Below are 24775 nucleotides of genomic sequence, written 5' to 3'. Positions count from 1 at the left end.
CGGAATGCGATATCAGCCTGCGCCTGTGCGCTGGAGTCTATCAGGGCGAGATTAAATAGCCATCACCGGCTGACGGGCTGAATATCGCGACATCACCCTCGCATAAAAGCAAAAGCCTCACCCCAGAAACGGCTATACATGACAGAAGGGGTTGATCAATGACCATAAGAGGAGGCCCATGCAGACCTTTCAAGTATTGATCATCGGCAGCGGGTTTGGCGGCCAATGTGCAGCAATCAATTTGCTCAAGGCCGGCATCGACGATTTTCGCCTGCTGGAGCGGCGGGATTTCTTCGGCGGCACCTGGTGCCAGAACACCTACCCCGGCGCGGCCGTCGACGTGCCTTCGCCGCTGTATTCGTTGTCTTTCGCGCCCTATCGCTGGACGCAGATGTTCGCCGAACAGGCCGAGCTGCATCGCTACACCCGCCATGTGGTGGAACACTTCGGCCTGCGCGACAAGGTGGAACTGGACGCGAATGTCGAACGCATCGAATGGGACGACACCAGCAAGCGCTGGACCGTCTACACCGCCGGCAAGGGCACGTATTGCGCGCAGTTCCTGATCAACGCGACCGGGCCGCTGAGCCAACCGGTGGTACCGCGCTTCGAGGGACAGGAGCGTTTTCAAGGTACAACGTTTCACACCAACAACTGGGATCACGGCTACGACTATCGGCAAAAACGCGTGGCCATCGTCGGCAGCGGCGCCAGTGCGGCCCAGGTGATACCGGCCATCGCCCCGGACGTGGGGCACTTGCATGTGTTCCAGCGCACGCCCCACTGGGTGTTGCCCCGGGCTGACCGCAGCTTTGGCCGTTTCCAGCGCTGGCTGCTGGGGCTCAAGCCGGCCTACAAACTGCTGCGCTGGGGGATCTACTGGCAGTTCGAAACCCGGGTGATTGCCTTCAAGTATTCGAAGCCGGCGATACACATGGTCCAGCGCCAGGCCCTGCGTTTTCTCAAACGCCAGGTGCCGGATGCCGAACTGCGGCGGCAACTGACGCCGGACTACACCATCGGCTGCAAACGGGTGATCCTGTCCAGCACGCTGTACCCGGCACTGGCGCGGCGCAACGTGACGCTGCATAGCCGCGAGCAAGGCATCGCCGCCATCGACGAAACCGGCATCGTCACCCTGGATGGCCAGCACATCGACCTGGACCTGATCGTCTGGTCCACCGGTTACGACGCCACCGACGGGGTGATTTCCTACCCGGTCACGGGAAAAAACGGCACCCGCCTCAAGGAGGTCTGGGCGCAATACCCTCGGGCCTACCTCGGCACCGCCCTGCCCGACTTTCCCAACCTGTTTATCGTCACCGGGCCGAACACCGGGATCGGCCACACCTCGGCGCTGTTCATCATCGAATCGCAGATGAATTACATCCTCGACTGCATTCGCACGTTGAAGGCTCAAGGTTTACGCAGCATCGAAGTTCGCCATGAGGCGGAACGTACCTACACTGAAATGATCCACCGGGAAATGGAACGTACCGTGTGGAAGTCCGGTGGTTGCCACAGTTGGTATCAAAGCAAGAGCGGTCATGTGATTGCGATGTTTCCGGGGTTCAGTTTCAGCTTTCATCGCTTGACCCGAGCGCTGAAACCCGCCGATCACATTTTGTCCTGAGCAGATAGAAGGGAGACGCGTGATGCTTTTGTTGTTCGTGGTTCTCGCAGTGTTCGTCGCCTGGAGCTGGCTGACCTACCCGGCCATCGGCTACTGGCTCTATGATTTGAGCATGGCGGCCGAGGCCAAGCTGTACCGGCTGCATAAAATCGTCGTGCCCATCCCCGAGATGACTGTCTCAACCTGGCAAGGCGGGCCGTACGAGGCCACCAGCAGTGTGCTGATGCTCCATGGTTTCAGCGCCGACAAGAACCTCTGGCTGCGTTTCGCCCGGCACTTTGTCGGCAGCCACCGGGTGATCATCCCGGACATCGCCGGCCATGGCGAAACCGGCTTCAAGGCGGGCGGCGGCTACGACATCCCGCTGCAGGCCAAGCGCATGATCCAGCTGCTGGACGTGTGCGGCGTCGAGAAAGTCCATGTCATCGGCAACTCCATGGGTGGCTACATGGCGGCATGGCTCGCGGCCAATTACCCGGAACGCATCGTGTCCCTGGCCCTGATCGACCCGTCGGGGGTCACCTCGCCCGAGCCCAGTGACCTGGAGCGGCATTTGGCCAAGGGCCACAACCCGTTTCTGATTCATTCGCGGGAGGAATTCCGGCGTTTCTACGCCATGACCATGGCGTCCCCGCCCTGGGTGCCGAAGCTCGTGCTCGATGCCGTCGCCCAGCGTTATGAACAGTCCCGCGAGGAGCTGGAAGAAATCTTCCGCGATTTCCGCGCCAGCCCGCCGATGGAGCCCCGCCTGCCCGACATCAGCGTCCCGTCGCTGTTGCTGTGGGGGCGCAAGGACCGACTGATCGACGTCAGCAGCGTAGCGGTCTGGAGCAAGGGCATCGCCGACCTGCGCGTGCATATCTGGGATGCAATCGGGCACATGCCCATGGTGGAAGCGCCCTCCGGTTCGGCGCGCCTGTATCGGGATTTTTTGGCATCACTGCGTTCGGAGAGTCCACAGGATCAACGGCTCCACTAGGTTTGCATTCGTTTGCAGAATGAAGTTCGTCAGAAACTTCGTTTGTCGGCGTCGCTGAAGGCTGCGATCTTTTGCCCATCCTTTACGTCACCGCGCCAGGAATCCTGTTCATGAACCACCCGAACTTCGTCAGCCCTGACCTGATCCGCCAACGCTTCTCCAAAGCGATGTCCGACATGTACCGCGAGGAAGTGCCGTTGTACGGCGCGTTGATGGAACTGGTGGAGCAGACCAACCGTCACGTGCTGCAAAGCGATCCGCAGATCCTGCAACAGCTCACCAGCACCGGCGAAATCGAGCGGCTGGACCTGGAACGCCATGGGGCGATCCGCGTCGGTACGGCCGATGAACTGGCGACCCTCGCCCGCCTGTTCGCGGTGATGGGGATGCAACCGGTGGGTTACTACGACCTGACACCGGCCGGCGTACCGGTGCATTCCACGGCGTTTCGCGCAGTGCATGAAGCGTCCTTGCAGATCAGTCCGTTCCGGGTATTCACTTCGCTGCTGCGCCTGGAGTTGATCGAAGACCTGGAACTGCGAGCGTTCGCCCAGTCGATGCTCGACCGGCGCTCGATCTTCACCGCCCAAGCCCTCACGCTCATCGAGCGTGCCGAGTCCGAGGGTGGCCTGACCGAACCGCAAGCCCTGGAATTCGTCGAACAGGCCCTGGAAACCTTCCGCTGGCACCACAGCGCCACCGTCACCGCCGAGCAGTATCAGAAGCTCAGCGCCCAGCATCGGCTGATCGCCGACGTGGTGGCGTTCAAGGGCCCGCACATCAACCACCTGACGCCACGGACTCTGGACATCGACATCGTCCAGGCGCAAATGCCCGCCCACGGCATCACCCCCAAAGCGGTGATCGAAGGTCCGCCCCGCCGCCAGTGCCCGATCCTGCTGCGCCAGACCAGTTTCAAGGCCCTCGACGAGCCGATTGCCTTCACCAATCAGAACGAAGCTCGCGGCAGCCACAGTGCCCGCTTCGGCGAGATCGAACAGCGCGGAGCCGCCCTCACGCCAAAAGGCCGCGCACTGTACGACCGCTTGCTCAATGCCGCGCGGGACGAACTCAAGGACTTCCCCAACGAAGCCAACGCCGCGCGCTATAACGCCCTGATGGCGCAGCATTTCAGCGAGTTTCCCGACACCTGGGAAGGCATGCGCCAACAGGGCCTGGCTTACTTCCGCTACTTTGTGACGGAAAAAGGCCTGGCGGCGGGCAACCTGAAAAATACCGCCCTGGAAGACCTGCTCGGCAGCGGTTACCTGCGGGTTGAGCCGCTGGTGTACGAAGACTTCCTGCCGGTCAGCGCGGCGGGGATTTTTCAGTCAAACCTGGGGGACGCGGCGCAAACCCGTTACGGCGTGCACGCCAATCAGCAGGCGTTCGAAAAGGCCCTTGGGCGTTCGACGATCGATGAGTTGGCGTTGTATGCCGAGAGCCAGCGGCGCTCGATCGAACAGTGTTTCGCGGCGTTGGCCGATGTTGTTCCAGCCAATGAAAAAGGCTCTTCACGCAATTCCGGGCAACACCGATAACGCAATACCTGTAGGAGCCAGCCTGCTGGCGATGGACTCAAATGCGCCGCGTTTATCCAGCTCACCCGCGTTATCGTTAACGACCATCGCTGGCAAGCCAGCTCCCACAAAGGAACGTGCCCACGCTAAAACTGTAGGAGCCAGCCTGCTGGCGATGGACTCCAGTGCGCCGCGCTCATCCAGTCCAAACGCGTAATCGTTAACGACCATCGCAGGCAAGCCAGCTCCCACAAAGGAACGTGCCCACGCTAAAACTGTAGGAGCCAGCCTGCTGGCGATGGACTCCAGTGCGCCGCGTTCATCCAGTTCACACGCGTCATCGTTAACGACCATCGCAGGCAGGCCAGCTCCCACAAAGGAACGTGCCCACGCTAAAACTGTAGGAGCCAGCCTGCTGGCGATGAACTCCAGTGCGCCGCGTTCATCCAGTCCAAACGCGTTATCGTTAACGACCATCGCAGGCAAGCCAGCTCCCACAAAGGACCGTGCCCACGCTGAAACTGTAGGAGCCAGCCTGCTGGCGATGGACTCAGATGCGCCGCGTTTATCCAGCTCACACGCGTCATCGTTCACGACCATCGCAGGCAAGCCAGCTCCCACAAAGGACCGTGCCCACGCTGAAACTGTAGGAGCCCAGCCTGCTGGCGATGGACTCCAATGCGCCGCGTTCATCCAGTCCAAACGCGTAATCGTTAACGACCATCGCTGGCAAGCCAGCTCCCACAAGGGACCATGCCCACGCTGCAACTCCAAACAAAAACGGGCGACCCGCAGGTCGCCCGTTTTTTTTATATCCGAAACTTTCAATACAACCAATAAAGTGTTCGCCCAGTGCGATGGCCTCGGCAATCCATGCACTGGTAAAGAGCCGTACACTGGGCGAACGGAAAGCATTTTAATAGATGAGAATCAATATGTCCGCACTGCAAAGATGAAATTTATCGACACAATGTTTAAGGAAATGTCGACTTGATTACGACGCCGCACAACGCTTTAAACGCGCCCGTTAAACGCTATGAGCTGATTATTCCCGTACAAGACTTCTACAAAAACAATCAGCCCATATAACTCAATTTCAGTGTTTGCTGGTCACCGTCAATATGTCGGTGTAAACCACGTTAACGCTTTGTCCAACTTTCAAGTCCTTGAGTTTGGCCTGGACTTCAGGACGCTTGACGTCAACCGTCTTAGACTTGCCTTCCGGGTTTTCAAAAGTCACCTGGTGTTTTTTCTGGTCGATGTGGGTGATTTTCAGCTGCACTTTCACCTGACGGTAAGCTTCGCCGCCGGGGTTGTCGCTACCGGGTGCTGCGCGCACTTCGCCAGTGACTTCGGCAGTGCCCGGCAGGCCTTTGTCGACATCGGTGTCGAGGAAGGCGGCAACGGCGCTGGTCACACTGATGTCAACCTTGTCGCCGGCCTTGAGGTTGTCGAGATTTTTCGCTTTTTCGGTCAGTTGCACAGGGAATTCATTACCCTGCGGGCCTTTGAGGACCACGATACGGTTTGCGGTATCGACCGAAACGACTTGGGTGGCGACCTGATCGACCACCACAACTTCGGACAACGGGAGTTCGGCGGCAACCGCACCGAAACTGGCGGCAGACAACAAGGTTGCGAGGGTGATGGCTTTGGTCAGTGCGTGGCGTTTCATAGGCAGAACTTTCCCTGTGATAGATGGCAACAGACGGCGTTGAAGCCAAGCCCAACGCCATGTGTGCGATGAGCATAGACGCTGTTTGGCGAGTGGTCGCAGCAGGCGCTGATTTTCTAATACCCGGTCATTTCCAGATAGCCGTTCCCTGCATGACTGCCACTGAGGCGCACCGGGCCTTCCCAGTACGGTATGCGCAAATCCATCCACGCCTGGGGATTGAGCGCGGTGATGGTGATATCGAGGTGTCTGGAGGGGATCTTGATCGACCAGCGAATGGGCATCTCGCGCCCGGCCACGCTGGCCCTGTCTTGCGGCGTCAGGCTGATATCGCCGGCGTGCAGCAACTGTGTCTGCCCCCGGGCGTCGACCCAGGTGCCGGTGAGGTAAGGCTCGCCGTCCTTTTGCCGCATGCGATACAGCATCACCTGCTCGCCGCTGTCCAAATGCAGGGATAACCAGTCCCAACCGCTCTGGTTGGCCGTCAGGGGCTGGCTGCTCCACTCACGGTCGAGCCAGGCCGGGCCACTGACCTGAAAGGTCTGGCCGTCGATTTCCAGGGCGCCGCTGGCCTGGAAAAACGGCTGACTGTAGTAGTAAGAGGCTTGACCCTGTTCGGACTTCTGGCTGAACCCCTTGTCCCCTTGCAGCACCAGCGGACCTGTCGAGGTCAACCGCAGCCGGTAGCTGAAACGCTTGTCGCGGGCGCTGAGCAGCAGGTCGGCCAACGGATCGTCGGCTGGCGCCTGGCTGCTCAGTTGCCAGTCATCGATCCATGCATTGAACGGCATAACACTGACACCGGCCTGACCGACGCCGCCACGGGCATAGCGCTGCGCCGCGTGATGCACCGTCGCCGACGTCACCGCCGCATGACCGAGCCAGATCGTCTGGTTCTGCCAGCCTGCCACCTCGGGGGTGGCTTTCAAGGCACTGCGGAACAGCGTCCATTGCGCGCCGAACTCATGCCCCTGAGCGTCCTTCAGGTTGGCGGTGATGTACCACCATTCGATGCGAAAGCCATCGTGGGGGCCGTGATCCGTCGGGAAGCTGAACACCCGACCGGGCACCACCTTGGTAAACGCAGCGGCCTGGTTGCCCAGCCCGGCAAAACCTTTTTCTACCGGTGCCGGTTGATCGCAGCCATTGAACAGCAGCGCCAGCAGCACCAGGAGCAAGACGCCGAGATTAATTTTCATAGGCAAACGTGCGCAGCAAGTCCGCCGGTTGCGTGCGGTACAAACGCAACAACGGCCAGGCCGAAGCCAGCAATGTCGCCACCAGCGCCAGGCCCATCAACTGCAACAGTTGCAACGGGAACACCCGCAACGGCAGGCGCCAGCCAAAGGCCTGCACATTGATCACCGTGTCCAGGCACCACGCCAGGGCGATGCCCAACGGCAACGCCAGCACCAGGGTCAGCAGCGCCAGCAACCAGGTTTGCCCGAGGTTGAGCAACATCAGATGCCGGCGCGTCACACCCAGCGCCCACAGCGGCGCCAACTGCCCCAGACGGCTCTGGCTTTGAGTCAACAGGCTGATGAACAGCGCCACGCCGGCCACGCACAACGTCAGGCTATTGAGCGCAGCGGTGGCGGCGAAGGTGCGTTCGAAGACTTGCGTGGACCAGCCCTTGAGTCGCGCCTGATCGACGATGCGGCTGTCGTCCAGGGTAAAACGCGCCTGCAACGCCGTGACGAACGCCGGGATCGACGCCGGGTCGATGCGCAGGTTGAAGCGGTTCGGTGTCAGTTGCGGCCAGCCGCGCAACAGGTGTCGGATGTTGACCAGGATGTGACCCTTGGGATTGCCGTAGTCGGCGTAGATCCCGACGATCCGTGGCGACCACGGGCCAGTGGGCGTCGGCAGCGTCAGGTGGTCGCCCGGTTGCACGCGCAGGCGCCGGGCCAGTTGTTCGCTGAGCATCACCGCATCGTCCTTGGCCAGTCGTTCCCAAGGGTTGTCGCCCAAGGCGTCGAGCAGCGGCCAGTGCTGGCGATAGGTCGGGTGGTCGATGATCCCGGACAGGTCCGTCGGCCAGCCCTGCAACTGGATCGACACCTGCCAGTTGGGCAGCACCGCCGCCAGTTGCGGCTGCTGGTTGAGCCAGCCGTGCAGCTCCCGGGCCTGGGCCGGGTTTTGTGGATTGAGGTAAAGCTCGGCCGTCAGCCGTTGCTCGAGCCAGTCGCTGAAGGTCTGGCGAAAGCCTGCGGTCATGCTGCCGGCACCGATATTGGCGGCCATGGCCAACAGCAGCGCCATCAACGCCAGGCTCAACGCCGGAAGTTGCTGGCGGCAATCGGCGACAAACCATTGGCCCAGTACCGAGCGACTGCGCTGCGAAGCGAGACTGAGCAGCGAACTGAGCACCACCGGCAACGCCAGCGCGGCGGCGATCAACAGCGCCGCCATCAGTACGAAGCCACTGACCAGGCTGTCGCCGAAGATCAGCGCCAGCAGCGCGATCACCCCGGCCATTGCCGCCACCCAGGCCTGGCGGCGCAACCAGCGTGCATGGGCCTGATGCCAGGCCTGCGGGTCGGCCAGCGCCAGCAATGGCAAACGCGCCGCCCGCAGCAGACTGTTGACACCGGCCAGCAATGCGCCGATCAGACTCAGGCCGATACCACTGAACCACCATGACAGGCCGAGGTTCAACTGCCCCGCCACTTCGGCGCCATACAAGCCACGCAGGCTGGCGGCGACATCCGGCAACAGCACGGCGGCCAGCAGGTAGCCGCTGACCACCCCGGCCACACCGCCGATCAGGGCCAATCCACCCAATTCGACGGCGAGACAGGCGATCAGCATGCGCGCACTCACACCACAGGCACGCAGCGTGCGCAGCAAACCCCGACGTTGCTCCAGCGCCAGCCCGATGGCGGCATGCACGATAAACAGACCAACCACGAACGACAGCACCCCCAGGGCCGCGAGGTTCAGGTGAAAGCTTTCGGTCAGGCGAGTGAGGTTGTTTTCTTCGCCAGCGCTTTTGAGTTGCAGCTGTCCATGGAGGGCGTGCGGCAGCGGTGCAGTGAAATCCTTCGGTAACAGCAGGCGCGACAGTTGATCCGGCAACCCGAGAATCTGCTGGGCAAAACCGATGTCCACCAGCAGCACACCGGGCGCCATATCGGCCTGCACCTGCAGCGGCGGCAGTGCCACGCCCGCCAGGTTCAGTGGCCGGTCACCTTCGCGCAAGCCCAGTGCCTGCAAGGTTTGCAACGATATCCAGGTACTGCCCGGCGGGCTGAAAAAACCGACCACCTGCTCAATCGCCAAGGCCTGCCCCGCCACCGCCGCACCCGCCGGCAGCGACACCGGCTCGATGCCCATCAACTGCAGGCGCTGTTCTTCATGCCCCTTGAGCGTGACCCGCCCTTGCAGCACTGGTGACACGGGCCACCCTGCGCGGCGCAGATCGACAAACCATTGCTGCGCGAAGGTGCCGCCACCGGGCGCACCGAGACTGGCCTGAGGCTCGCCGCCGATCAACTGACTGGCGCGGGCATAGCTGTCACGGGCCTGGCTGTTGAGTGCCTGGACGCCGGTCAACAGGCCGGTGGCCAGCCACAACCCGGTCAGCACGCTGAAAAACTGCACCGGATGCTGCCGCCAGTGGCTGAGCAGCGCGTGCAGGGTCTGGCCAAAGATGCCCATGTCAGCGCTCGCCCACACCGGCCAGGCGACCACCGCACAGCAAGGCCTTTTCCGCCAGCCGCGCCGCCACGCCGGGACTGTGGGTGACCATCAGCAGGCTGGTGGGACTGTCGTCGAGCAGTTCCAGCAGCAACTGCAACACCTCGGCGCCGGTGGTTTCATCGAGGCTGCCGGTGGGTTCGTCGGCCAGCAGCAATGGCGGGCGCGACGCCAGCGCCCGGCCCAGCGCGACCCGTTGCTGCTGGCCGCCGGACAGTTGCTCCGGGTAGCGCCGCAGCAGCTCACCCAAGCCCAGGCGCTGCACCAGATGGGCTTGCCAGCGTGGGTCATGACGCCCGGCCAGACGCGCCTGAATCGCCAGGTTGTCTTCGACCCGCAGGCTGCCGATCAGGTTGAATTGCTGAAACACCAGGCCGATTTCCGTTCGGCGCCAGTTTGCCAGTTGCCCTTCGTTCATCTGTTCCAGGCGATGCCCGCCACTGCGGATGCTGCCGCTGTCGACCTTGTCCAGCCCGGCGATCAGGTGCAGCAAGGTGCTTTTGCCACTGCCTGACTCGCCCATCAGCGCCAGGCTGCTGCCGGGCCTGAGCGTCAGGTCGACGCCTTGCAGCACCGGCAGCGGCCCCTGCGGTGTGGCGTAGCTTTTGAAAACGCCATGGACTTCAAGCATGGGTCAACCTGCTGGATATGCGTGGCTCAAGGATAGCGGCCCTGAATGTTTTTTGTCCGTTGCCGATGATCGCCCTGCCCGTGCCCCGCCCTACCCTCGAAGCTGGTCTAGCCATAACGATAAAAAACGGAGACACCATGCCTCGTTTCACCTTGAGCCCTCGCGGGCTGCTCGCTTGCCTGATCACCGCCTGCCTGGCGCAATCGGTGATCGCCGCCGATGCACCGGTCGCGGCCAGCCCGCAAACCACGGCCAGTAACGCCGCCGTACTGAAGCAACTGCCCTTCACCGACCGCACCGACTACGAGTCTGTCACCAAGGGCTTGATCGCGCCCTTCAAGGGCCAGGTCAAGGACGCCTCGGGCAAGGTCATCTGGGATATCCAGGCCTATGACTTCCTCACCAAAGACCAGGCCCCGGAGTCGGTCAACCCGAGCCTCTGGCGCCTGGCCCAACTCAGCGCCCATGCCGGACTGTTCGAAGTCAGCCCGCGCTTGTATCAGGTGCGCGGCCTTGATCTGGCGAACATGACCATCATCGAAGGCGACGACGGGCTGATCATCATCGACCCGTTGACCATGGCCGAAACCGCCAAGGCGGCACTGGACCTGTACTACCAGAACCGCCCGCACAAGCCGGTGGTGGCGGTGATTTACAGCCACACCCACGTCGACCACTTCGGTGGCGTGCGCGGGGTCATCGACGAAGCCGACGTCAAGGCCGGCAAGGTCAAGGTGTTCGCCCCCGCCGGGTTCATGGAACACGTGATGAGCGAGAACGTCTACGCCGGCAACGCCATGAGCCGCCGCGCGCAGTTCCAGTTCGGCAGCCTGCTGCCCCGTGGCGAAAGAGGCCAGGTCGATGCCGGCCTGGGCAAGAGCACACCGAGCGGCGGCACCGTCACCCTGATCCCGCCCACCGACCTGATCGACAAGGCACTGCAGACCCGCACCATCGCCGGCCTCGAGGTGGAATTCCAGTTGACCCCGGGCACCGAGGCGCCTGCGGAAATGAACCTTTACCTGCCGCAATTGCGTGCCTTGTGCATGGCGGAAAACGCCACGCAAATGATGCACAACATCCTCACCCCGCGCGGAGCGCAAGTGCGGGATGCCAAGGCCTGGGCCGAGTACCTGGACGGCAGCCTGGCACGATACGGCGACAAGAGCGACGTGTTGTTTGCCCAGCACAACTGGCCGACCTGGGGCGGCGAACGCATCCGCACCTTCCTCGCCGACCAGCGCGACATGTACGCCTTCCTCAATGACCGCACCCTGCACCTGCTGAACCAGGGCCTGACGCCGCTGGAAATCGCCGACTCGATCAAGAAACTGCCCGGCAGCCTGGACCAGAAGTGGTACACCCGCGGCTACTACGGCTCGCTGAGCTTCAACACCCGTGCGGTGTATCAGCGCTACATGGGTTTCTATGACGGCAACCCGGCCAACCTCAATCCGCTGCCACCTGTGGAAACGGCGAAGTACACGGTCGAGGCCATGGGTGGCGAAGCGGCGGTACTGGAGAAAATGCGCGCGGCGATGACCAAGGGTGAGTACCGCTGGGCCGCGCAACTGGGCAATCAATTGCTGTTCGCCAACCCGGACAACAGCGACGCGCGCAAAGCCCAGGCCGAGGCGCTGGAGCAGATGGGCTATCAAAGCGAAAACGCCACCTGGCGCAACATGTACCTGACCGGCGCCATGGAACTGCGCAACGGCGTACCGCCCCATGCGGGCACTTCGGTGTCGGTCGACATGGTGCGGGCGATGAGCCCGCAGATGTTCTTCGACTTCCTGGCCGTGCGCCTGGACAGCGAAAAGGCCGCAGGCCATGACCTGACCCTGAACTGGACCTTCGAGGACCTGAACAAGGACTTCAACCTGACCCTGCGCAACGGCGTGCTGACCCACCGCGCCGGCCTCAATGCCCAGGCGGATGCCAGCGTGACCATGAGCAAGGCCACCCTGGAACAGATCAGCCTCAAGCAACTGGATATCCCCACGGCGATCCAGAAAGGCCTGATCAAGCTGCAAGGCAATGGCAAGAAGCTTGGGGAGTTGATGACCAGCCTCGATACGTTTGCGCCGCAGTTCAATATCGTTACCCCGTGAACCCAGATCCCCCGTAGGAGCGAGCTTGCTCGCGATGGAGGCCAACGATGACGCGGGGAGCCTGACACCCCGCGTTGCTCTCAGCTTTCTCGCGAGCAGGCTCGCTCCTACAGGGTCAGTTCAGAGCGGCGCCACGCCTTCGACAATGATGACCTCAGCCAAAGCCACTCCCTCACGATACCCACGCGCCTCCTGATACAACGCCGAGTGATAGCACGCCACCGCCTGCTCGTAGGAATCAAACTCGATCACCACACTGCGCTGCGGCGTCACCCGACCCTCCATCGCCTCGCTACGCCCTCCCCGCGCCAGAATCCGACCGCCATACAGAGCAAACGCCTGTGGCGCCCGCCGGGTGTATTGGCTGTACTGATCAGAGTCAGTGACATCCACATGAGCAATCCAGTACGCCTTCATAGTGACCTCTCGGTTTATTTTGTATTATGGTATACCACATTACCCATCCCACAAACACTGAGACTCCAGCATGGCCTTCAACAGCATCGAAGAAATCATCGAAGACTACCGCCTCGGCAAAATGGTCCTGCTGGTCGACGATGAAGACCGGGAAAACGAAGGCGACCTGTTGCTGGCCGCCGACTGCTGCACACCCGAGGCAATCAGCTTCATGGCCCGTGAAGCCCGTGGCCTGATCTGCCTGACCCTGACCGACGAACACTGCAAACGCCTGGGCCTGGAGCAAATGGTGCCGAGCAACGGCAGCGTGTTCAGCACCGCGTTTACCGTGTCCATCGAGGCCGCCGTCGGCGTGACCACCGGTATCTCCGCCGCCGATCGTGCCTGCACCGTGGCCGCCGCCGTCACCGCCAACGCAGGTCCCGCCGACATCGTGCAACCGGGCCACATCTTCCCGCTGCGCGCCCGGGAAGGCGGCGTGCTGACCCGCGCCGGCCACACCGAAGCCGGTTGCGACCTGGCCCGCCTGGCCGGCCATACGCCCGCTTCGGTGATCGTCGAAGTGATGAACGACGACGGCACAATGGCCCGCCGCCCGGACCTGGAAGTGTTCGCGCGCAAGCACGGGATCAAGATCGGCACCATCGCCGACCTGATCCACTACCGCCTGAGCACCGAACACACCATCGTGCGCATCGGTGAACGTGACTTGCCGACGGTGCACGGCACCTTCCGTCTGATCACCTTTGAGGATCGCATCGAAGGCGGTGTCCACATGGCCATGGTCATGGGCGATCTGCGCCGCGATGAGCCGACGCTGGTGCGCGTGCATGTGATCGATCCGTTGCGCGACCTGGTTGGCGCCGAATACAGCGGGCCGACCAACTGGACCTTGTGGGCCGCCTTGCAGCGTGTCGCCGCCGAAGGCCACGGCGTGGTGGTGGTGCTGGCCAATCACGAATCCTCCCAGGCGCTTCTGGAACGCGTGCCGCAATTGACCCAGTCGCCCCGGCAGTTCAGCCGTTCGCAGTCGCGGATTTATTCGGAGGTGGGCACCGGCGCGCAGATCCTGCAAAACCTGGGTGTCGGCAAGCTGCGCCATCTCGGTCCGCCGTTGAAATATGCGGGTTTGACCGGGTATGACCTGGAGGTGGTGGAGAGCATTCCGTTCACCGAGTGATACGCAGTCATTCCTGCATGGAAAAAACCCTGTGGGAGCGGGCTTGCCCGCGATGACGGTGGTACATCCAAAATCAATGTCACAGATGTACCGCTATCGCGGGCAAGCCCGCTCCCACAGGAATGTGGCTAGGGATAAATCAACTTCATAAAGAGCAATTTGGCTGATAGCCGGTACGGCAAAGTGCTTGCACAAAGTTTGGAATACCATAATATGATATTCCATAGACCGGACAGTCAGCACTGACTCGACGGACCTACTGCTCCCGATAGGCGGGCACTCGAAGGCCCCGCTCATAAACACAACAATGAGGGCGTGAAAATGGTGTTGAACAAACGTGCGACCGCAGTTCTTTTTGCGGGACTGCTGAGTGTGACCAGCCAGGCATTGCTGGCGGCTGAAAGCGTCAACTTCGTGAGTTGGGGCGGCAGCACCCAGGATGCGCAGAAGCAGGCCTGGGCCGATCCGTTCAGCAAGGCCAGCGGCATCACCGTGGTGCAGGATGGCCCGACCGACTACGGCAAGCTCAAGGCCATGGTCGAAAGCGGCAACGTGCAATGGGACGTGGTCGATGTCGAAGCCGACTTCGCCCTGCGCGCCGCCGCCGAAGGCTTGCTCGAACCCCTCGATTTCAAAGTCATCGAGCGCGACAAGATCGACCCGCGCTTCGTCAGCGATCATGGCGTCGGCTCGTTCTTCTTCTCCTTCGTCCTCGGCTACAACGAAGGCAAGCTCGGCGCCAACAAGCCCCAGGACTGGTCCGCGCTGTTCGACACCAAGACCTACCCCGGCAAACGCGCCCTCTACAAATGGCCAAGCCCAGGCGTGCTCGAACTGGCCCTGCTGGCCGACGGTGTAGCGCCAGACAAGCTCTACCCGCTGGACCTGGACCGTGCGTTCAAGAAACTCGACACCATCAAGAAAGACATCGTCTGGTGGGGCGGCGGCGCGCAGTCGCAGCAACTGCTGGCCTCCGGTGAAGCGAGCATGGGCCAGTTCTGGAACGGCCGGATTCATGCCCTGCAGGAAGACGGCGCCCCGGTCGGCGTAAGCTGGAAGCAGAACCTGGTCATGGCCGACATCCTGGTCATTCCCAAGGGTTCGAAAAACAAGGACGCGGCGATGAAGTTCCTGGCCAACGCCAGCAGCGCCAAAGGACAGGCCGACTTCTCCAACCTGACCGCCTACGCCCCGGTCAACGTCGACAGCGTGGCACGCCTGGACTCGGCGCTGGCCCCGAACCTGCCGACGGCCTACGCAAAGGATCAGATCACTCTTGATTTCGCATACTGGGCCAAGAACGGTCCGGCCATTGCGACACGGTGGAACGAATGGCTGGTCAAATGAAAATGACGGCAACCGCGCCTCGTCCTTCCACGGCCTCCGGGAGCGCCATTGGCGCTGCCGGTCCGGCAGTCGGCCAGACCCTTGCAAAGCAACCCTCGCCTTCGCTGAAACAGCGTTGGCGTGGCGCCAGCAACCTGGTCCCCGCCCTGCTGTTTCTCGGCCTGTTCTTTCTCGCGCCGCTGATTGGCCTGCTGCTGCGCGGCGTGCTGGAACCGGTGCCGGGCCTGGGCAACTACGAGCAACTGTTCGCCAACTCGGCCTATGCCCGGGTCCTGCTCAACACCTTCTCGGTGGCGGGCCTGGTCACGCTGTTCAGCCTGTTGCTGGGCTTCCCGCTGGCCTGGGCTATCACCCTGGTGCCCCGTGGCTGGGGGCGCTGGATCCTCAACATCGTGCTGTTGTCGATGTGGACCAGCCTGCTCGCCCGCACCTACTCCTGGCTGGTGTTGCTGCAAGCCTCCGGGGTGATCAACAAGGCGTTGATGGCGATGGGCATCATCGATCAACCACTGGAGATGGTGCACAACCTCACCGGTGTGGTGATCGGCATGAGCTACATCATGATCCCGTTCATCGTGCTGCCGTTGCAGGCGACCATGCAGGCCATCGACCCGATGATCCTGCAGGCCGGTTCGATCTGCGGCGCCAGCCCCTGGACCAACTTCTTCCGGGTGTTCCTGCCGCTGTGCCGGCCGGGGCTGTTCTCCGGCGGTCTGATGGTGTTCGTGATGTCCCTCGGTTACTACGTGACCCCGGCGCTGCTGGGCGGTGCGCAGAACATGATGCTGCCCGAGTTCATCATTCAGCAGGTGCAGTCGTTCCTCAACTGGGGCCTGGCCAGCGCCGGCGCCGCGTTGTTGATCGTGATCACGCTGGTGCTGTTCTACTTCTACCTGAAGCTCCAGCCGGAATCCCCGGTTGGCGCCAGCAACGCGAGGTAAGCCGTCATGCTCCTGACCCCCAATGCCATGAGCCGCCGGATGCGCTTCGGCCTCTATGCCACCACCGGGCTGATCGGTCTGTTCCTGCTGCTGCCGATCGTGTTCATCGTGCTGCTGTCGTTCGGCTCGTCGCAATGGCTGGTGTTCCCGCCGCCGGGCTGGACACTGAAATGGTACGGCCAGTTCTTCTCCAACGCCGACTGGATGAACGCGGCCATGGCCAGCCTCAAGGTCGCGGTGCTGACCACGTTCTTCGCCGTCGCGCTGGGCCTGCCGACCGCGTTCGCCCTGGTGCGCGGTCGCTTCCCTGGCCGGGAAATGCTCTACGGCCTGTTCACCCTGCCGATGATCGTGCCCCTGGTGATCATCGCCGTGGCGGTGTACGCGCTGTTCCTGAAACTGGGCTACACCGGAACCATGTTCGCCTTCGTGGTCAGCCATGTGATCGTGGCATTGCCGTTCACCATCATCTCGATCATCAACTCGCTGAAGCTGTTCGATCAGTCGATCGAGGATGCAGCGGTGATCTGCGGCGCCTCGCGCCTGCAAGCGGTGTTCAAGGTGACCTTCCCGGCGATCCGTCCGGGCATGGTTGCCGGCGCCCTCTTCGCCTTTCTCGTCTCGTGGGATGAAGTGGTGCTGAGCGTGATGATGGCCAGCCCGACCTTGCAAACCCTTCCCGTGAAAATGTGGACCACCCTGCGCCAGGACCTGACGCCCGTGATCGCCGTCGCCTCGACGCTGCTGATCGGCCTCTCGGTACTGGTCATGGTGATCGCCGCCGCTCTGCGCCGGCGCAACGAAATCAGCGCTTGAGCGCCAGGAGTACGACATGAGTGCAGTGATCAAAGATTCCGCGCAGCAAAATGACAAACCCCTGGTCAGCCTGCGTAACCTGAACAAGCACTACGGCGACTTCGCCGCCGTGGACAACATCTCGCTGGACATCAAGGACGGTGAATTCCTCACCTTCCTCGGCTCCAGCGGCTCGGGCAAAAGCACCACGCTGTCGATGCTCGCCGGCTTCGAAACGCCGAGCAGCGGCGAGATCCTGGTCAACGGCCAGTCGCTGGTCAACGTGCCGCCGCACAAGCGCGACATCGGCATGGTGTTCCAGCGCTACTCGCTGTTCCCGCACCTGTCGGTGCGCGACAACATCGCCTTCCCGCTGACCATCCGCAAACTGGCTGCCGCCGAGCGCGAGCGCCGGGTCGATGCAATGCTCAAGCTGGTGCAGCTTGAGCAATTCGCCCATCGCCGCCCTTCGCAACTGTCCGGTGGTCAGCAGCAACGCGTCGCCATCGCCCGCGCCTTGGTTTACGAGCCACGTATCCTGCTGATGGACGAACCCCTCGGTGCGCTGGACAAGAAACTGCGCGAAGACTTGCAGGATGAACTGCGCCAGCTGCATCGGCGCCTGGGCATCACCATCGTCTACGTGACCCATGATCAGGAAGAAGCCATGCGCCTGTCCCAGCGCATCGCGATTTTCAGCCACGGCAAGATCGTTGGCCTGGGCAGCGGTTATGACCTGTACCAGAACCCGCCGAACGCCTTTGTCGCCTCGTTCCTGGGCAACTCCAACTTCCTCAAGCTCAAGGCCCAGGGCAATGCGGTGGCGACCTTCGAGGGGCAACCGCTGTCGATCCGACTCACCGCCAGCCTGCAAACCGACCAGGACGTGCTGCTGATGGTACGCCCGGAAAAAGCCCTGGCCCTGAGCAACGAACAAGCCCTCGCCGAACCGCTGGCCGCCGGCTGGAACGAAGTCTCGGCCAAGGTCGTGGAAGTGTTGTTCCTCGGCGAAAGCCAGACCTGCAGCGTGATCACTGCCGGCGGCACCTCGATGACGGTCAAGGCACTGTCCGCCGCCGGCATGCCACTCAAGGCCGGTGACCCGGTGCGGGTGCGTTGGGCCACCGCGGATGCCTGCGTCTACACCGAATGGGCCGAAAGCGACCTGAACAAGGCTGCCGGCGCTCACTGATCCATTGGCCTGCGCGCGCGGGCTACTATAATGCGTCACCCTCGGGCCACCACAACGTCGGGTTGTGGTGGCCTTTTTTTGCTCTTCTGTAGGAGCGAGCATGCTCGCGATGGACTTTAACGATGACGCGCAAACTGGATAAACGTGGAGCACTTGAGCCCATCGCCGGCAAGCCGGCTCCTACAGGTTCCAGGGATGGCGTGAAGTCGCCTGTAAGATAAATTGGACAACGGATTCCTAAAATCCCGGTTTAATGCTAAATAGTGCTCAGTATTTTTAACACCCGACCCTGTCGTGCCACACAGTGCAACGAGAATAACGATATGAAAGTCCATTTCGAGAAAAGTGAAGTGTTTGGGAACCTCCACCTGCAAGCGGCGGTGGCAGCATGATCGAAGTCACCGAAGTTTCCATTGCCGAGCTGCGCGCCGCGCTCGAATCCGGCCAGACCACCTCGGTTGAACTGGTCCAGGCCTATCTCGCGCGGATCGACGCCTATGACGGCCCCGAGACGCCCACGGCACTGAACGCGGTGGTGGTGCGCAACCCCGAGGCTCTCGCCGAAGCACAGGCCGCCGACGCCCGTCGCGCCAAGGGCCAGACGCTGGGTCCGCTGGACGGCATCCCTTACACCGCCAAGGACAGTTATCTGGTCAAGGGCCTCACCGCCGCTTCCGGCAGCCCGGCCTTCAAGGACCTGATCGCCTATCGCGATGCGTTCACCATCGAGCGCCTGCGCGCCGCCGGGGCGATCTGCCTGGGCAAGACCAACATGCCGCCGATGGCCAACGGCGGGATGCAGCGCGGCGTCTACGGCCGTGCCGAGAGCCCCTACAACGCCGGCTACCTCACCGCCCCTTTCGCCTCCGGTTCGTCGAACGGTGCCGGCACGGCCACCGCGGCCAGTTTCGCCGCTTTCGGTCTGGCGGAAGAAACCTGGTCGAGTGGTCGCGGCCCGGCCTCGAACAACGGTTTGTGCGCCTACACCCCTTCGCGCGGCGTGATCTCGGTACGCGGCAACTGGCCGCTGACCCCGACCATGGACGTGGTCGTGCCGTTTGCCCGGACCATGGCCGACCTGCTCGAAGTGCTCGACGTGGTGGTGGCCGATGACGCGGATACCCGCGGTGACCTGTGGCGCTTGCAGCCTTGGGTGCCCATTCCGAAATCGTCCGAGGTACGCCCGCAATCCTATGCCGCGCTGGCGGCGAACAGCGAAGCGCTCAAAGGCAAGAAGTTCGGCGTTCCGCGCATGTACATCAACGCCGACCCTGAAGCCGGCACCTCCGAAGCGCCGGGCATCGGTGGCCCGACCGGCCAGCGCATCAACACCCGTCCTTCGGTGATCGGCCTCTGGGAACAGGCGCGCAAGGCCCTCGAAGACGCCGGTGCGCAAGTGATCGACGTGGACTTCCCGCTGGTCTCCAATTGCGAAGGCGATCGTCCTGGCGCGCCAACCGTGTTCAATCGCGGCATCGTCTCCAAGGAGTTCCTGCACCATGAACTGTGGGACCTGACCGCCTGGGCGTTCGATGACTTCCTGCAGGCCAATGGCGATCCGAAATTGAATCGCCTGGCCGATGTCGACGGCCCGCTGATCTTCCCTCACGACCCAGGCACCCTGCCCAACCGCGAGGGCGACCTGGTTGCCGGCATGGACGAATACGTGCGCATGGCCGAGCGCGGCATCACGCCGTGGGACCAGATCAGCACAGTGCCCGACGGCCTGCGCGGACTGGAGAAGACCCGCAAGATCGATCTGGAAGACTGGATGGATCGCCTGGGCCTCGACGCGGTGCTGTTCCCGACGGTCGCCGATGTAGCGCCGGCGAATGCCGATGTCGATCCGCATTCGGCGGATATCGCCTGGAGCAACGGTATATGGGTCGCCAACGGCAACCTCGCCATCCGCCACCTCGGCGTGCCAACGGTCACCGTGCCGATGGGCGTGATGCCTGACATCGGCATGCCGGTCGGCCTGACCTTTGCCGGGCGCGCCTATGACGACTCGTCACTGCTGCACCTGGCATCGGCGTTCGAGTCCACCGGCAGCAAACGCATGATCCCGCCGCGCACCCCGCCATTGGCGGCTGGCAAGCGCTAATGCAGGCGCTGGCTTAGCAAGCTCGCTCCTACAGACGCAGTCTCCTGTAGGAGCGAGCTTGCTCGCGATGGTCGTTAACGATAACGCGTGTGAGCTGGATAACCGCGGTCCTTTGTAGGAGCTGGCCTGCCAGCGATGGTCGTTAACGATAACGCGGGCGAACTGGATGAGCGCGGCGCGCTTGAGTCCATCGCCAGCAGGCTGGCTCCTACAGTCCATCGCCAGCAAGCTGGCTCCTACAGGTTCCCGGGATTTTCAGGGATCGACCTGGGCCATCAGTTGCGGAATCGATTCCGGGCGATTGGCAAAACGCTGCGCCAGCACCGCACAGACCATCAGTTGAATCTGATGGAACAGCATCAACGGCAGGATTAACACACCAATGGTGCTACCGGCAAACAACACCTGCGCCATCGGCACACCGGTTGCCAGGCTTTTCTTCGAGCCGCAGAAAAGAATGGTGATGCGGTCTTCCTGATTGAAGCCGAACGCCTTGCCCAGTACGGTCGAGGCCACCAACACCAGCGCCAGGACCACGCAGCACGCCACCACCAGCCCAACCAGGTCCAGCAACGGAATCTGGTGCCAGAGACCTTCGATCACCGCCTCGCTGAACGCGCCGTAGACCACCAGCAAAATCGAACCCTGATCGACGAACCTCAGCCAACTCTTGTTGCGCGCCACCCAGTTGCCGATCCAGCGCCGCGCGATCTGCCCGGCAATGAACGGCAGCAGCAACTGCACGCTGATCTTGAGGATGGCGTCGAGGGTCGAGCTGCCTTCGCCATGCACATTGAGCAGCAAGGTCACCAGCAAGGGCGTGAGGAAAATCCCGAACAGGCTGGACGCTGCCGCGCTGCAGATTGCCGCCGGGATGTTGCCCCGCGCCAGCGAAGTAAAGGCAATCGCCGACTGCACCGTGGCGGGCAGCGCACACAGGTAAAGCATGCCCATGTACAGGTCGTTGCCGATCAGCGGTGACAGCAGCGGCTTGAGCGCCAGGCCGAGCAGCGGGAACAGCACGAAGGTCAGGCTGAACACCAGCAAATGCAGGCGCCAGTGCCCGGCACCGGCAATGATCGACTCGCGGGACAGCTTGGCGCCATGCAGGAAAAACAGCAGCGCGATGGCGATGTTGGTCAGCCAGCCAAAACCGACCGCGACCTGGCCGCTGGCAGGCAGCAGGCTGGCGAGCGCGACCACGCCGATCAGGGTCAGGGTGAAGTTGTCGGGTAACAAACGGGGGCGCGTCATGGGGTGATCATCCGGGGGTTGCCAGTACGTGAAAGCGACTCTAACGTGACTGGATATTACCGACTAACGCCGATGAGCCCACCGATGCCGCCTAAAGGACATGACAAAAGTATCCGGCGCAGTATTCCCGGGCTGTCCAGCCTGCCAAGGCCGCTCTACGGCCGTACCGAATCGCTGCCCAATCGCGCCCTGACCCGGCGCCACAGCCACCCGTGGGTGCAGCTGTCCTATGCGATCCAGGGCGTGCTCGAAATCCAGACCGGCGTCGGGCGCTTCGTCGCCCCGCCGGAGCGTGCGGTGTGGATTCCGGCGGGCATGCCGCACCGGGTGTTCAGTTCGCCGCGCACGGAAATGCGCAGCCTGTACATCGATTGCAGCGTCTCGACCTGGGCGCCGCCGGGCTGTCATGTGTTGGCGGTCAGCGATCTGTTGCGTGAGTTGATCCGTGCCTTCAGTCAGATTCCGGTGGAATACGACCAGGACGGTGCGCACGGTCGGTTGGCCCAGGTGATTCTCGATCAGTTGGCTGAGGCCCCCCAGATCGACCTGATGCTGCCGCTGCCCCAGGACAGCCGATTGCGGCAAATCGCGCAAAGCCTGGAGTCGCACCCCGAGCAACAAACCACCCTCAGTCACTGGAGCGACCAGTTCGGCATCACCGAGAAAACCCTCAGTCGCCTGTTCCTGCGCGACACCGGCCTGACCTTTCGCGCCTGGCGCCAGCGCTTGCGCCTGCTCGGAGCCCTGACACCGCTGGAACAGGGCGAGCGAGTGACCGACGTCGCCCTGGCTTGTGGCTACGACTCAACGTCGGCGTTTATTGCGGCGTTTCGTCAGCAGTTTGGTGAAACGCCGGGGGAGTTTTTTCGATAAATTCGACACAGGACGACCTGTAGGAGCGAGCTTGCTCGCGATGGACTTAAGAGCGCCGCGTTTAGCCAGTAAACACGCGTTATCGTTAACGACCATCGCGAGCAAGCTCGCTCCTACAGGGATCTCACAAAAATACCCCAGTGTTACTGATCAGACTTGATGCTGGTCCACACCCGCGTGCGCACCCGCTCGAGCTTTTGCGGCAATGGCTGCACGACGTACAGCGTCTTCAATGCCTCACTGGTCGGTGTCAGGTTCGGGTTGCCGGTGATGTCCTTGTTGATCAGCGCCAGCGAGTCCTTGTTGGTATTCGGGTAACCGAGGAAGTCGCTGATCGGCGCGATGACTTTCGGGTCCAGCAGGTTGTTGAGGAATTCGTGGGCTTCGGCGACGTTCTTGGCGCTTTTGGGGATGGCGAAGGTGTCGAACCAGATCGGCGCGCCCTCTTTGGGCAGGCGCCAGTCGACGACCACACCGTTGCCCGACTCTTTGGCGCGGTTGCCGAACTGATAGAAGCTGCCGGAATACCCGATGGCCACGCAGATATCGCCGTTGGCGATGTCGGTCATGTACTTGGCGGAGTTGAAGTAGGTGACGTAAGGGCGGACCTTGAGCATCAGCGCCTTGGCTTTTTCGTAGTCATCCGGGTTCTGGCTGTTCGGGTCCAGCCCCAGGTAATGCAGAGCCAGCGGCAGGATTTCCGATGGCGAGTCGAGCATCGCGACGCCACAGGCCTTGAGCTTCTCCATGTTCTCGGGCTTGAACACCAGGTCCCAGCTGTCCACCGGCGCATTCTCGCCCAGCGCCGCCTTGACCTTGGCCGGGTTGAAACCGATCAGCACGGTGCCGTACATGTAGGGCACGCCGTACTGGTTACCCGGGTCGTTCTTGTCCAGCAGCTTGAGCAACGCCGGGTCCTGGTGCGACCAGTTCGGCAGTTTGGACTTGTCGAGTTTCTGGAACACGCCGGCCTTGATCTGGGTTTCGATGAACTGGTTCGAGGGCACCACCAGGTCGTAGCCCGAGTTGCCGGTGAGCAGCTTGGCTTCCAGGGACTCGTTGGTGTCGAAGGTGTCCCAGGTCACCTTGATCCCGGTGTCCTTGGCAAAATCCTTGGGTACGGACGGCAGGATGTAGTCCGCCCAGTTGTACACCCGCAATTCGCGCGGTTCGGCGTGCACCGCGCTGGCCAGCAGCGACAGTCCGCAAACGGTGGCGCCCAGTATGCGTTTCATTGAGTCCATGGATCATTTCCCCAAGTGTGGCGTGAGTTCGATGGTTTTTATGTTCTGTACACGGCAGCGGCCTTGAAAATAGCCAAGGGCAAGGAAGTCCGCTTCTGGTTGTGATTCTTGCCGAGGGCGGGGCCGGTTCACAGCGTGAGTCAGGCCAAAAGGAGATCGAAACGGCCAAAATACCTGTCCGCATTGATCAGCGTCGCGAGGCGTTTCACCGACAGTGCGGCGGCCAACCCATACATCGTTTTTTCTGTGGGAGCGAAGCGAAGTCGCAGGTGTATTGCCCGGCAGGCTATTATCAAACGCGGTGAAAGTCGTTTTCGTAGAGGGATACGGCTTGTCGCGCAGGGGTATGGACGATCACTGTTGTTGAATATCGGTGCGGCGGATTTTCATCATACTGACCTCATCGGCAGTGTTCACTGGCTGCCTGTGTGCACTCAAGGAGCAATGCCCATGAACCATCGGATAGAGCTGTTCGGCGCCAGTACCGGCAACAGTCTGCGGGCCGCGATCGCCCTGGAAGAGTCGGGCATCGCCTACACGGCACGCAAGCTCGACCTGTATGCGCAGGAGCACCGCGGGCCGGACTTCCTGGCGCTTAACCCGGCCGGGAAAGTGCCGACCCTGATCGATCACGGCACGACACCGCCGCTGGTCATCAACCAGTCCAACGCCATCATCCAGTACGCCGACTCCATTGCCCCCGGAAAGCTGGCACCGGCGCAGCCGGGACCTGTGCGCACCCGGGTGATCGACCGCTATTTCTTTTTCGTGACCGATGTCATCGCCCCCAGCCATGCAGCGTTTTTTCTGCACCAGGCAGGGCAGGACAAAGCGGCGGCAATCATCGATCTGCGGGTGATCGAACAACTGACCTACTCGGAAAGTTTTCTGACCGGCGGATTCATGGCCGGCGAACAGTTTTCCATGGCCGACATCTCGGCGTTCACCATTGCCATGGCATTCCGTGACCGGCTGGACTGGAAGCTGCTGCCACAGCTATCGCGCTGGTTCAACTCGGTTGAAGCCAGGCCGGCGGTACAACGCGGCCTGAATGTGTTCAAGCAGTGATGAGCAATCAGCGAACACAAAAATGCCCGACACGTTACCGTCACTGTAGGAGCGAGCTTGCTCGCGATGGACTCAAGAGCGCTGCGTTTAGTCAGTAAACACGCGGTATCGT

The 24775-nt window shown here is 62.1% G+C and carries 20 protein-coding genes; 12 read left to right on the top strand and 8 right to left on the bottom strand.

Going from position 1 to position 24775, the window contains the following annotated elements:
• The first annotated feature begins 178 nt into the window (after nt 1-178).
• The 3 genes from Q8X48_RS26195 (at nt 179) to hglS (ending at nt 4153) form a co-directional block, all read left to right on the top strand.
• Nucleotides 179-1633 carry a flavin-containing monooxygenase gene (locus tag Q8X48_RS26195; protein ID WP_407802148.1) on the top strand — a complete coding sequence of 485 codons (1455 nt, stop codon included), beginning with the start codon at nt 179-181 and terminating at the stop codon, nt 1631-1633.
• A gap of 22 nt (nt 1634-1655) precedes the next feature.
• Nucleotides 1656-2612: an alpha/beta fold hydrolase gene (locus Q8X48_RS26190; RefSeq protein WP_407802149.1), complete on the top strand. Its 957-nt coding sequence runs from the start codon at nt 1656-1658 to the stop codon at nt 2610-2612.
• 110 nt (nt 2613-2722) lie between these two features.
• Nucleotides 2723-4153, top strand: a complete 1431-nt coding sequence (hglS, locus tag Q8X48_RS26185) for a 2-oxoadipate dioxygenase/decarboxylase HglS (RefSeq protein WP_407802150.1) — start codon at nt 2723-2725, stop codon at nt 4151-4153.
• Here the strand turns inward: hglS and Q8X48_RS26180 are convergent.
• The 5 genes from Q8X48_RS26180 to Q8X48_RS26160 form a co-directional block, all read right to left on the bottom strand.
• Nucleotides 4127-4732, bottom strand: coding sequence for a hypothetical protein (locus Q8X48_RS26180; protein WP_407802794.1), 606 nt, complete (start codon nt 4730-4732; stop codon nt 4127-4129). The two genes, hglS and Q8X48_RS26180, sit on opposite strands and share 27 nt — an antisense overlap.
• A gap of 496 nt (nt 4733-5228) precedes the next feature.
• Nucleotides 5229-5807, bottom strand: coding sequence for a hypothetical protein (locus tag Q8X48_RS26175; RefSeq protein ID WP_407802152.1), 579 nt, complete (start codon nt 5805-5807; stop codon nt 5229-5231).
• 116 nt (nt 5808-5923) lie between these two features.
• On the bottom strand, nt 5924-7006 hold the full coding sequence (locus Q8X48_RS26170; protein WP_407802153.1) for a lipocalin-like domain-containing protein: 1083 nt from the start codon (nt 7004-7006) through the stop codon (nt 5924-5926).
• Complete coding sequence (locus Q8X48_RS26165) at nt 6996-9467, bottom strand: ABC transporter permease (RefSeq protein ID WP_407802154.1); 2472 nt, start codon at nt 9465-9467, stop codon at nt 6996-6998. The genes Q8X48_RS26170 and Q8X48_RS26165 overlap by 11 nt, the downstream gene beginning before the upstream one ends.
• 1 nt (nt 9468) lies before the next feature.
• Nucleotides 9469-10137 (bottom strand): ABC transporter ATP-binding protein, encoded by a 669-nt coding sequence (locus Q8X48_RS26160; protein ID WP_407802155.1) that lies wholly within the window; start codon nt 10135-10137, stop codon nt 9469-9471.
• A 137-nt stretch (nt 10138-10274) separates the two neighbouring features.
• Here Q8X48_RS26160 and Q8X48_RS26155 point away from each other — a divergent pair, with 137 nt between their 5' ends.
• Complete coding sequence (locus Q8X48_RS26155) at nt 10275-12248, top strand: alkyl/aryl-sulfatase (RefSeq protein WP_407802157.1); 1974 nt, start codon at nt 10275-10277, stop codon at nt 12246-12248.
• A gap of 120 nt (nt 12249-12368) precedes the next feature.
• Here Q8X48_RS26155 and Q8X48_RS26150 read toward each other — a convergent pair whose 3' ends face one another.
• Nucleotides 12369-12665, bottom strand: a complete 297-nt coding sequence (locus tag Q8X48_RS26150) for a DUF1330 domain-containing protein (RefSeq protein ID WP_407802158.1) — start codon at nt 12663-12665, stop codon at nt 12369-12371.
• Between the two features lie 70 nt (nt 12666-12735).
• Here Q8X48_RS26150 and ribBA point away from each other — a divergent pair, with 70 nt between their 5' ends.
• The 6 genes from ribBA to Q8X48_RS26120 all read left to right on the top strand — a co-directional run bounded on the left by ribBA (nt 12736) and on the right by Q8X48_RS26120 (nt 20224).
• Nucleotides 12736-13845 (top strand): bifunctional 3,4-dihydroxy-2-butanone-4-phosphate synthase/GTP cyclohydrolase II, encoded by a 1110-nt coding sequence (gene ribBA, locus Q8X48_RS26145; protein WP_407802159.1) that lies wholly within the window; start codon nt 12736-12738, stop codon nt 13843-13845.
• Between the two features lie 321 nt (nt 13846-14166).
• Entirely contained in the window at nt 14167-15192 is a 1026-nt protein-coding gene (locus Q8X48_RS26140) for an ABC transporter substrate-binding protein (protein ID WP_407802160.1), read from the top strand.
• Nucleotides 15189-16133, top strand: coding sequence for an ABC transporter permease (locus tag Q8X48_RS26135; protein ID WP_193601733.1), 945 nt, complete (start codon nt 15189-15191; stop codon nt 16131-16133). Before Q8X48_RS26140 ends, Q8X48_RS26135 begins: the two co-directional genes overlap by 4 nt.
• 6 nt (nt 16134-16139) lie before the next feature.
• A complete protein-coding gene (locus Q8X48_RS26130; RefSeq protein WP_007976227.1) occupies nt 16140-16949 on the top strand; it encodes an ABC transporter permease in 810 nt (269 codons plus the stop codon).
• Nucleotides 16950-16965: 16 nt separating this feature from the next.
• Nucleotides 16966-18120 carry an ABC transporter ATP-binding protein gene (locus Q8X48_RS26125; RefSeq protein WP_407802161.1) on the top strand — a complete coding sequence of 385 codons (1155 nt, stop codon included), beginning with the start codon at nt 16966-16968 and terminating at the stop codon, nt 18118-18120.
• 388 nt (nt 18121-18508) lie between these two features.
• Nucleotides 18509-20224 carry an amidase gene (locus tag Q8X48_RS26120; protein WP_407802162.1) on the top strand — a complete coding sequence of 572 codons (1716 nt, stop codon included), beginning with the start codon at nt 18509-18511 and terminating at the stop codon, nt 20222-20224.
• Between the two features lie 255 nt (nt 20225-20479).
• On the opposite strand, the gene Q8X48_RS26115 is transcribed toward Q8X48_RS26120, so the two are convergent.
• Nucleotides 20480-21478 (bottom strand): bile acid:sodium symporter family protein, encoded by a 999-nt coding sequence (locus Q8X48_RS26115; protein ID WP_407802163.1) that lies wholly within the window; start codon nt 21476-21478, stop codon nt 20480-20482.
• A gap of 84 nt (nt 21479-21562) precedes the next feature.
• Here Q8X48_RS26115 and Q8X48_RS26110 point away from each other — a divergent pair, with 84 nt between their 5' ends.
• Entirely contained in the window at nt 21563-22351 is a 789-nt protein-coding gene (locus Q8X48_RS26110) for an AraC family transcriptional regulator (protein WP_407802165.1), read from the top strand.
• A gap of 143 nt (nt 22352-22494) precedes the next feature.
• Here Q8X48_RS26110 and Q8X48_RS26105 read toward each other — a convergent pair whose 3' ends face one another.
• Nucleotides 22495-23595, bottom strand: a complete 1101-nt coding sequence (locus Q8X48_RS26105; RefSeq protein ID WP_407802166.1) for a polyamine ABC transporter substrate-binding protein — start codon at nt 23593-23595, stop codon at nt 22495-22497.
• A 450-nt stretch (nt 23596-24045) separates the two neighbouring features.
• On the opposite strand from Q8X48_RS26105, the gene Q8X48_RS26100 reads away from it, so the two are divergent.
• A complete protein-coding gene (locus Q8X48_RS26100) occupies nt 24046-24663 on the top strand; it encodes a glutathione S-transferase family protein (protein ID WP_407802167.1) in 618 nt (205 codons plus the stop codon).
• Nucleotides 24664-24775 lie beyond the last annotated feature (112 nt).

Source organism: Pseudomonas sp. QLc11A, assembly GCF_052112305.1.
Classification (GTDB): domain Bacteria; phylum Pseudomonadota; class Gammaproteobacteria; order Pseudomonadales; family Pseudomonadaceae; genus Aquipseudomonas; species Aquipseudomonas laurylsulfatiphila.
Note: the sequence above shows the minus strand (reverse complement) of the source record. Positions and strands in the feature narration are given on the sequence as shown.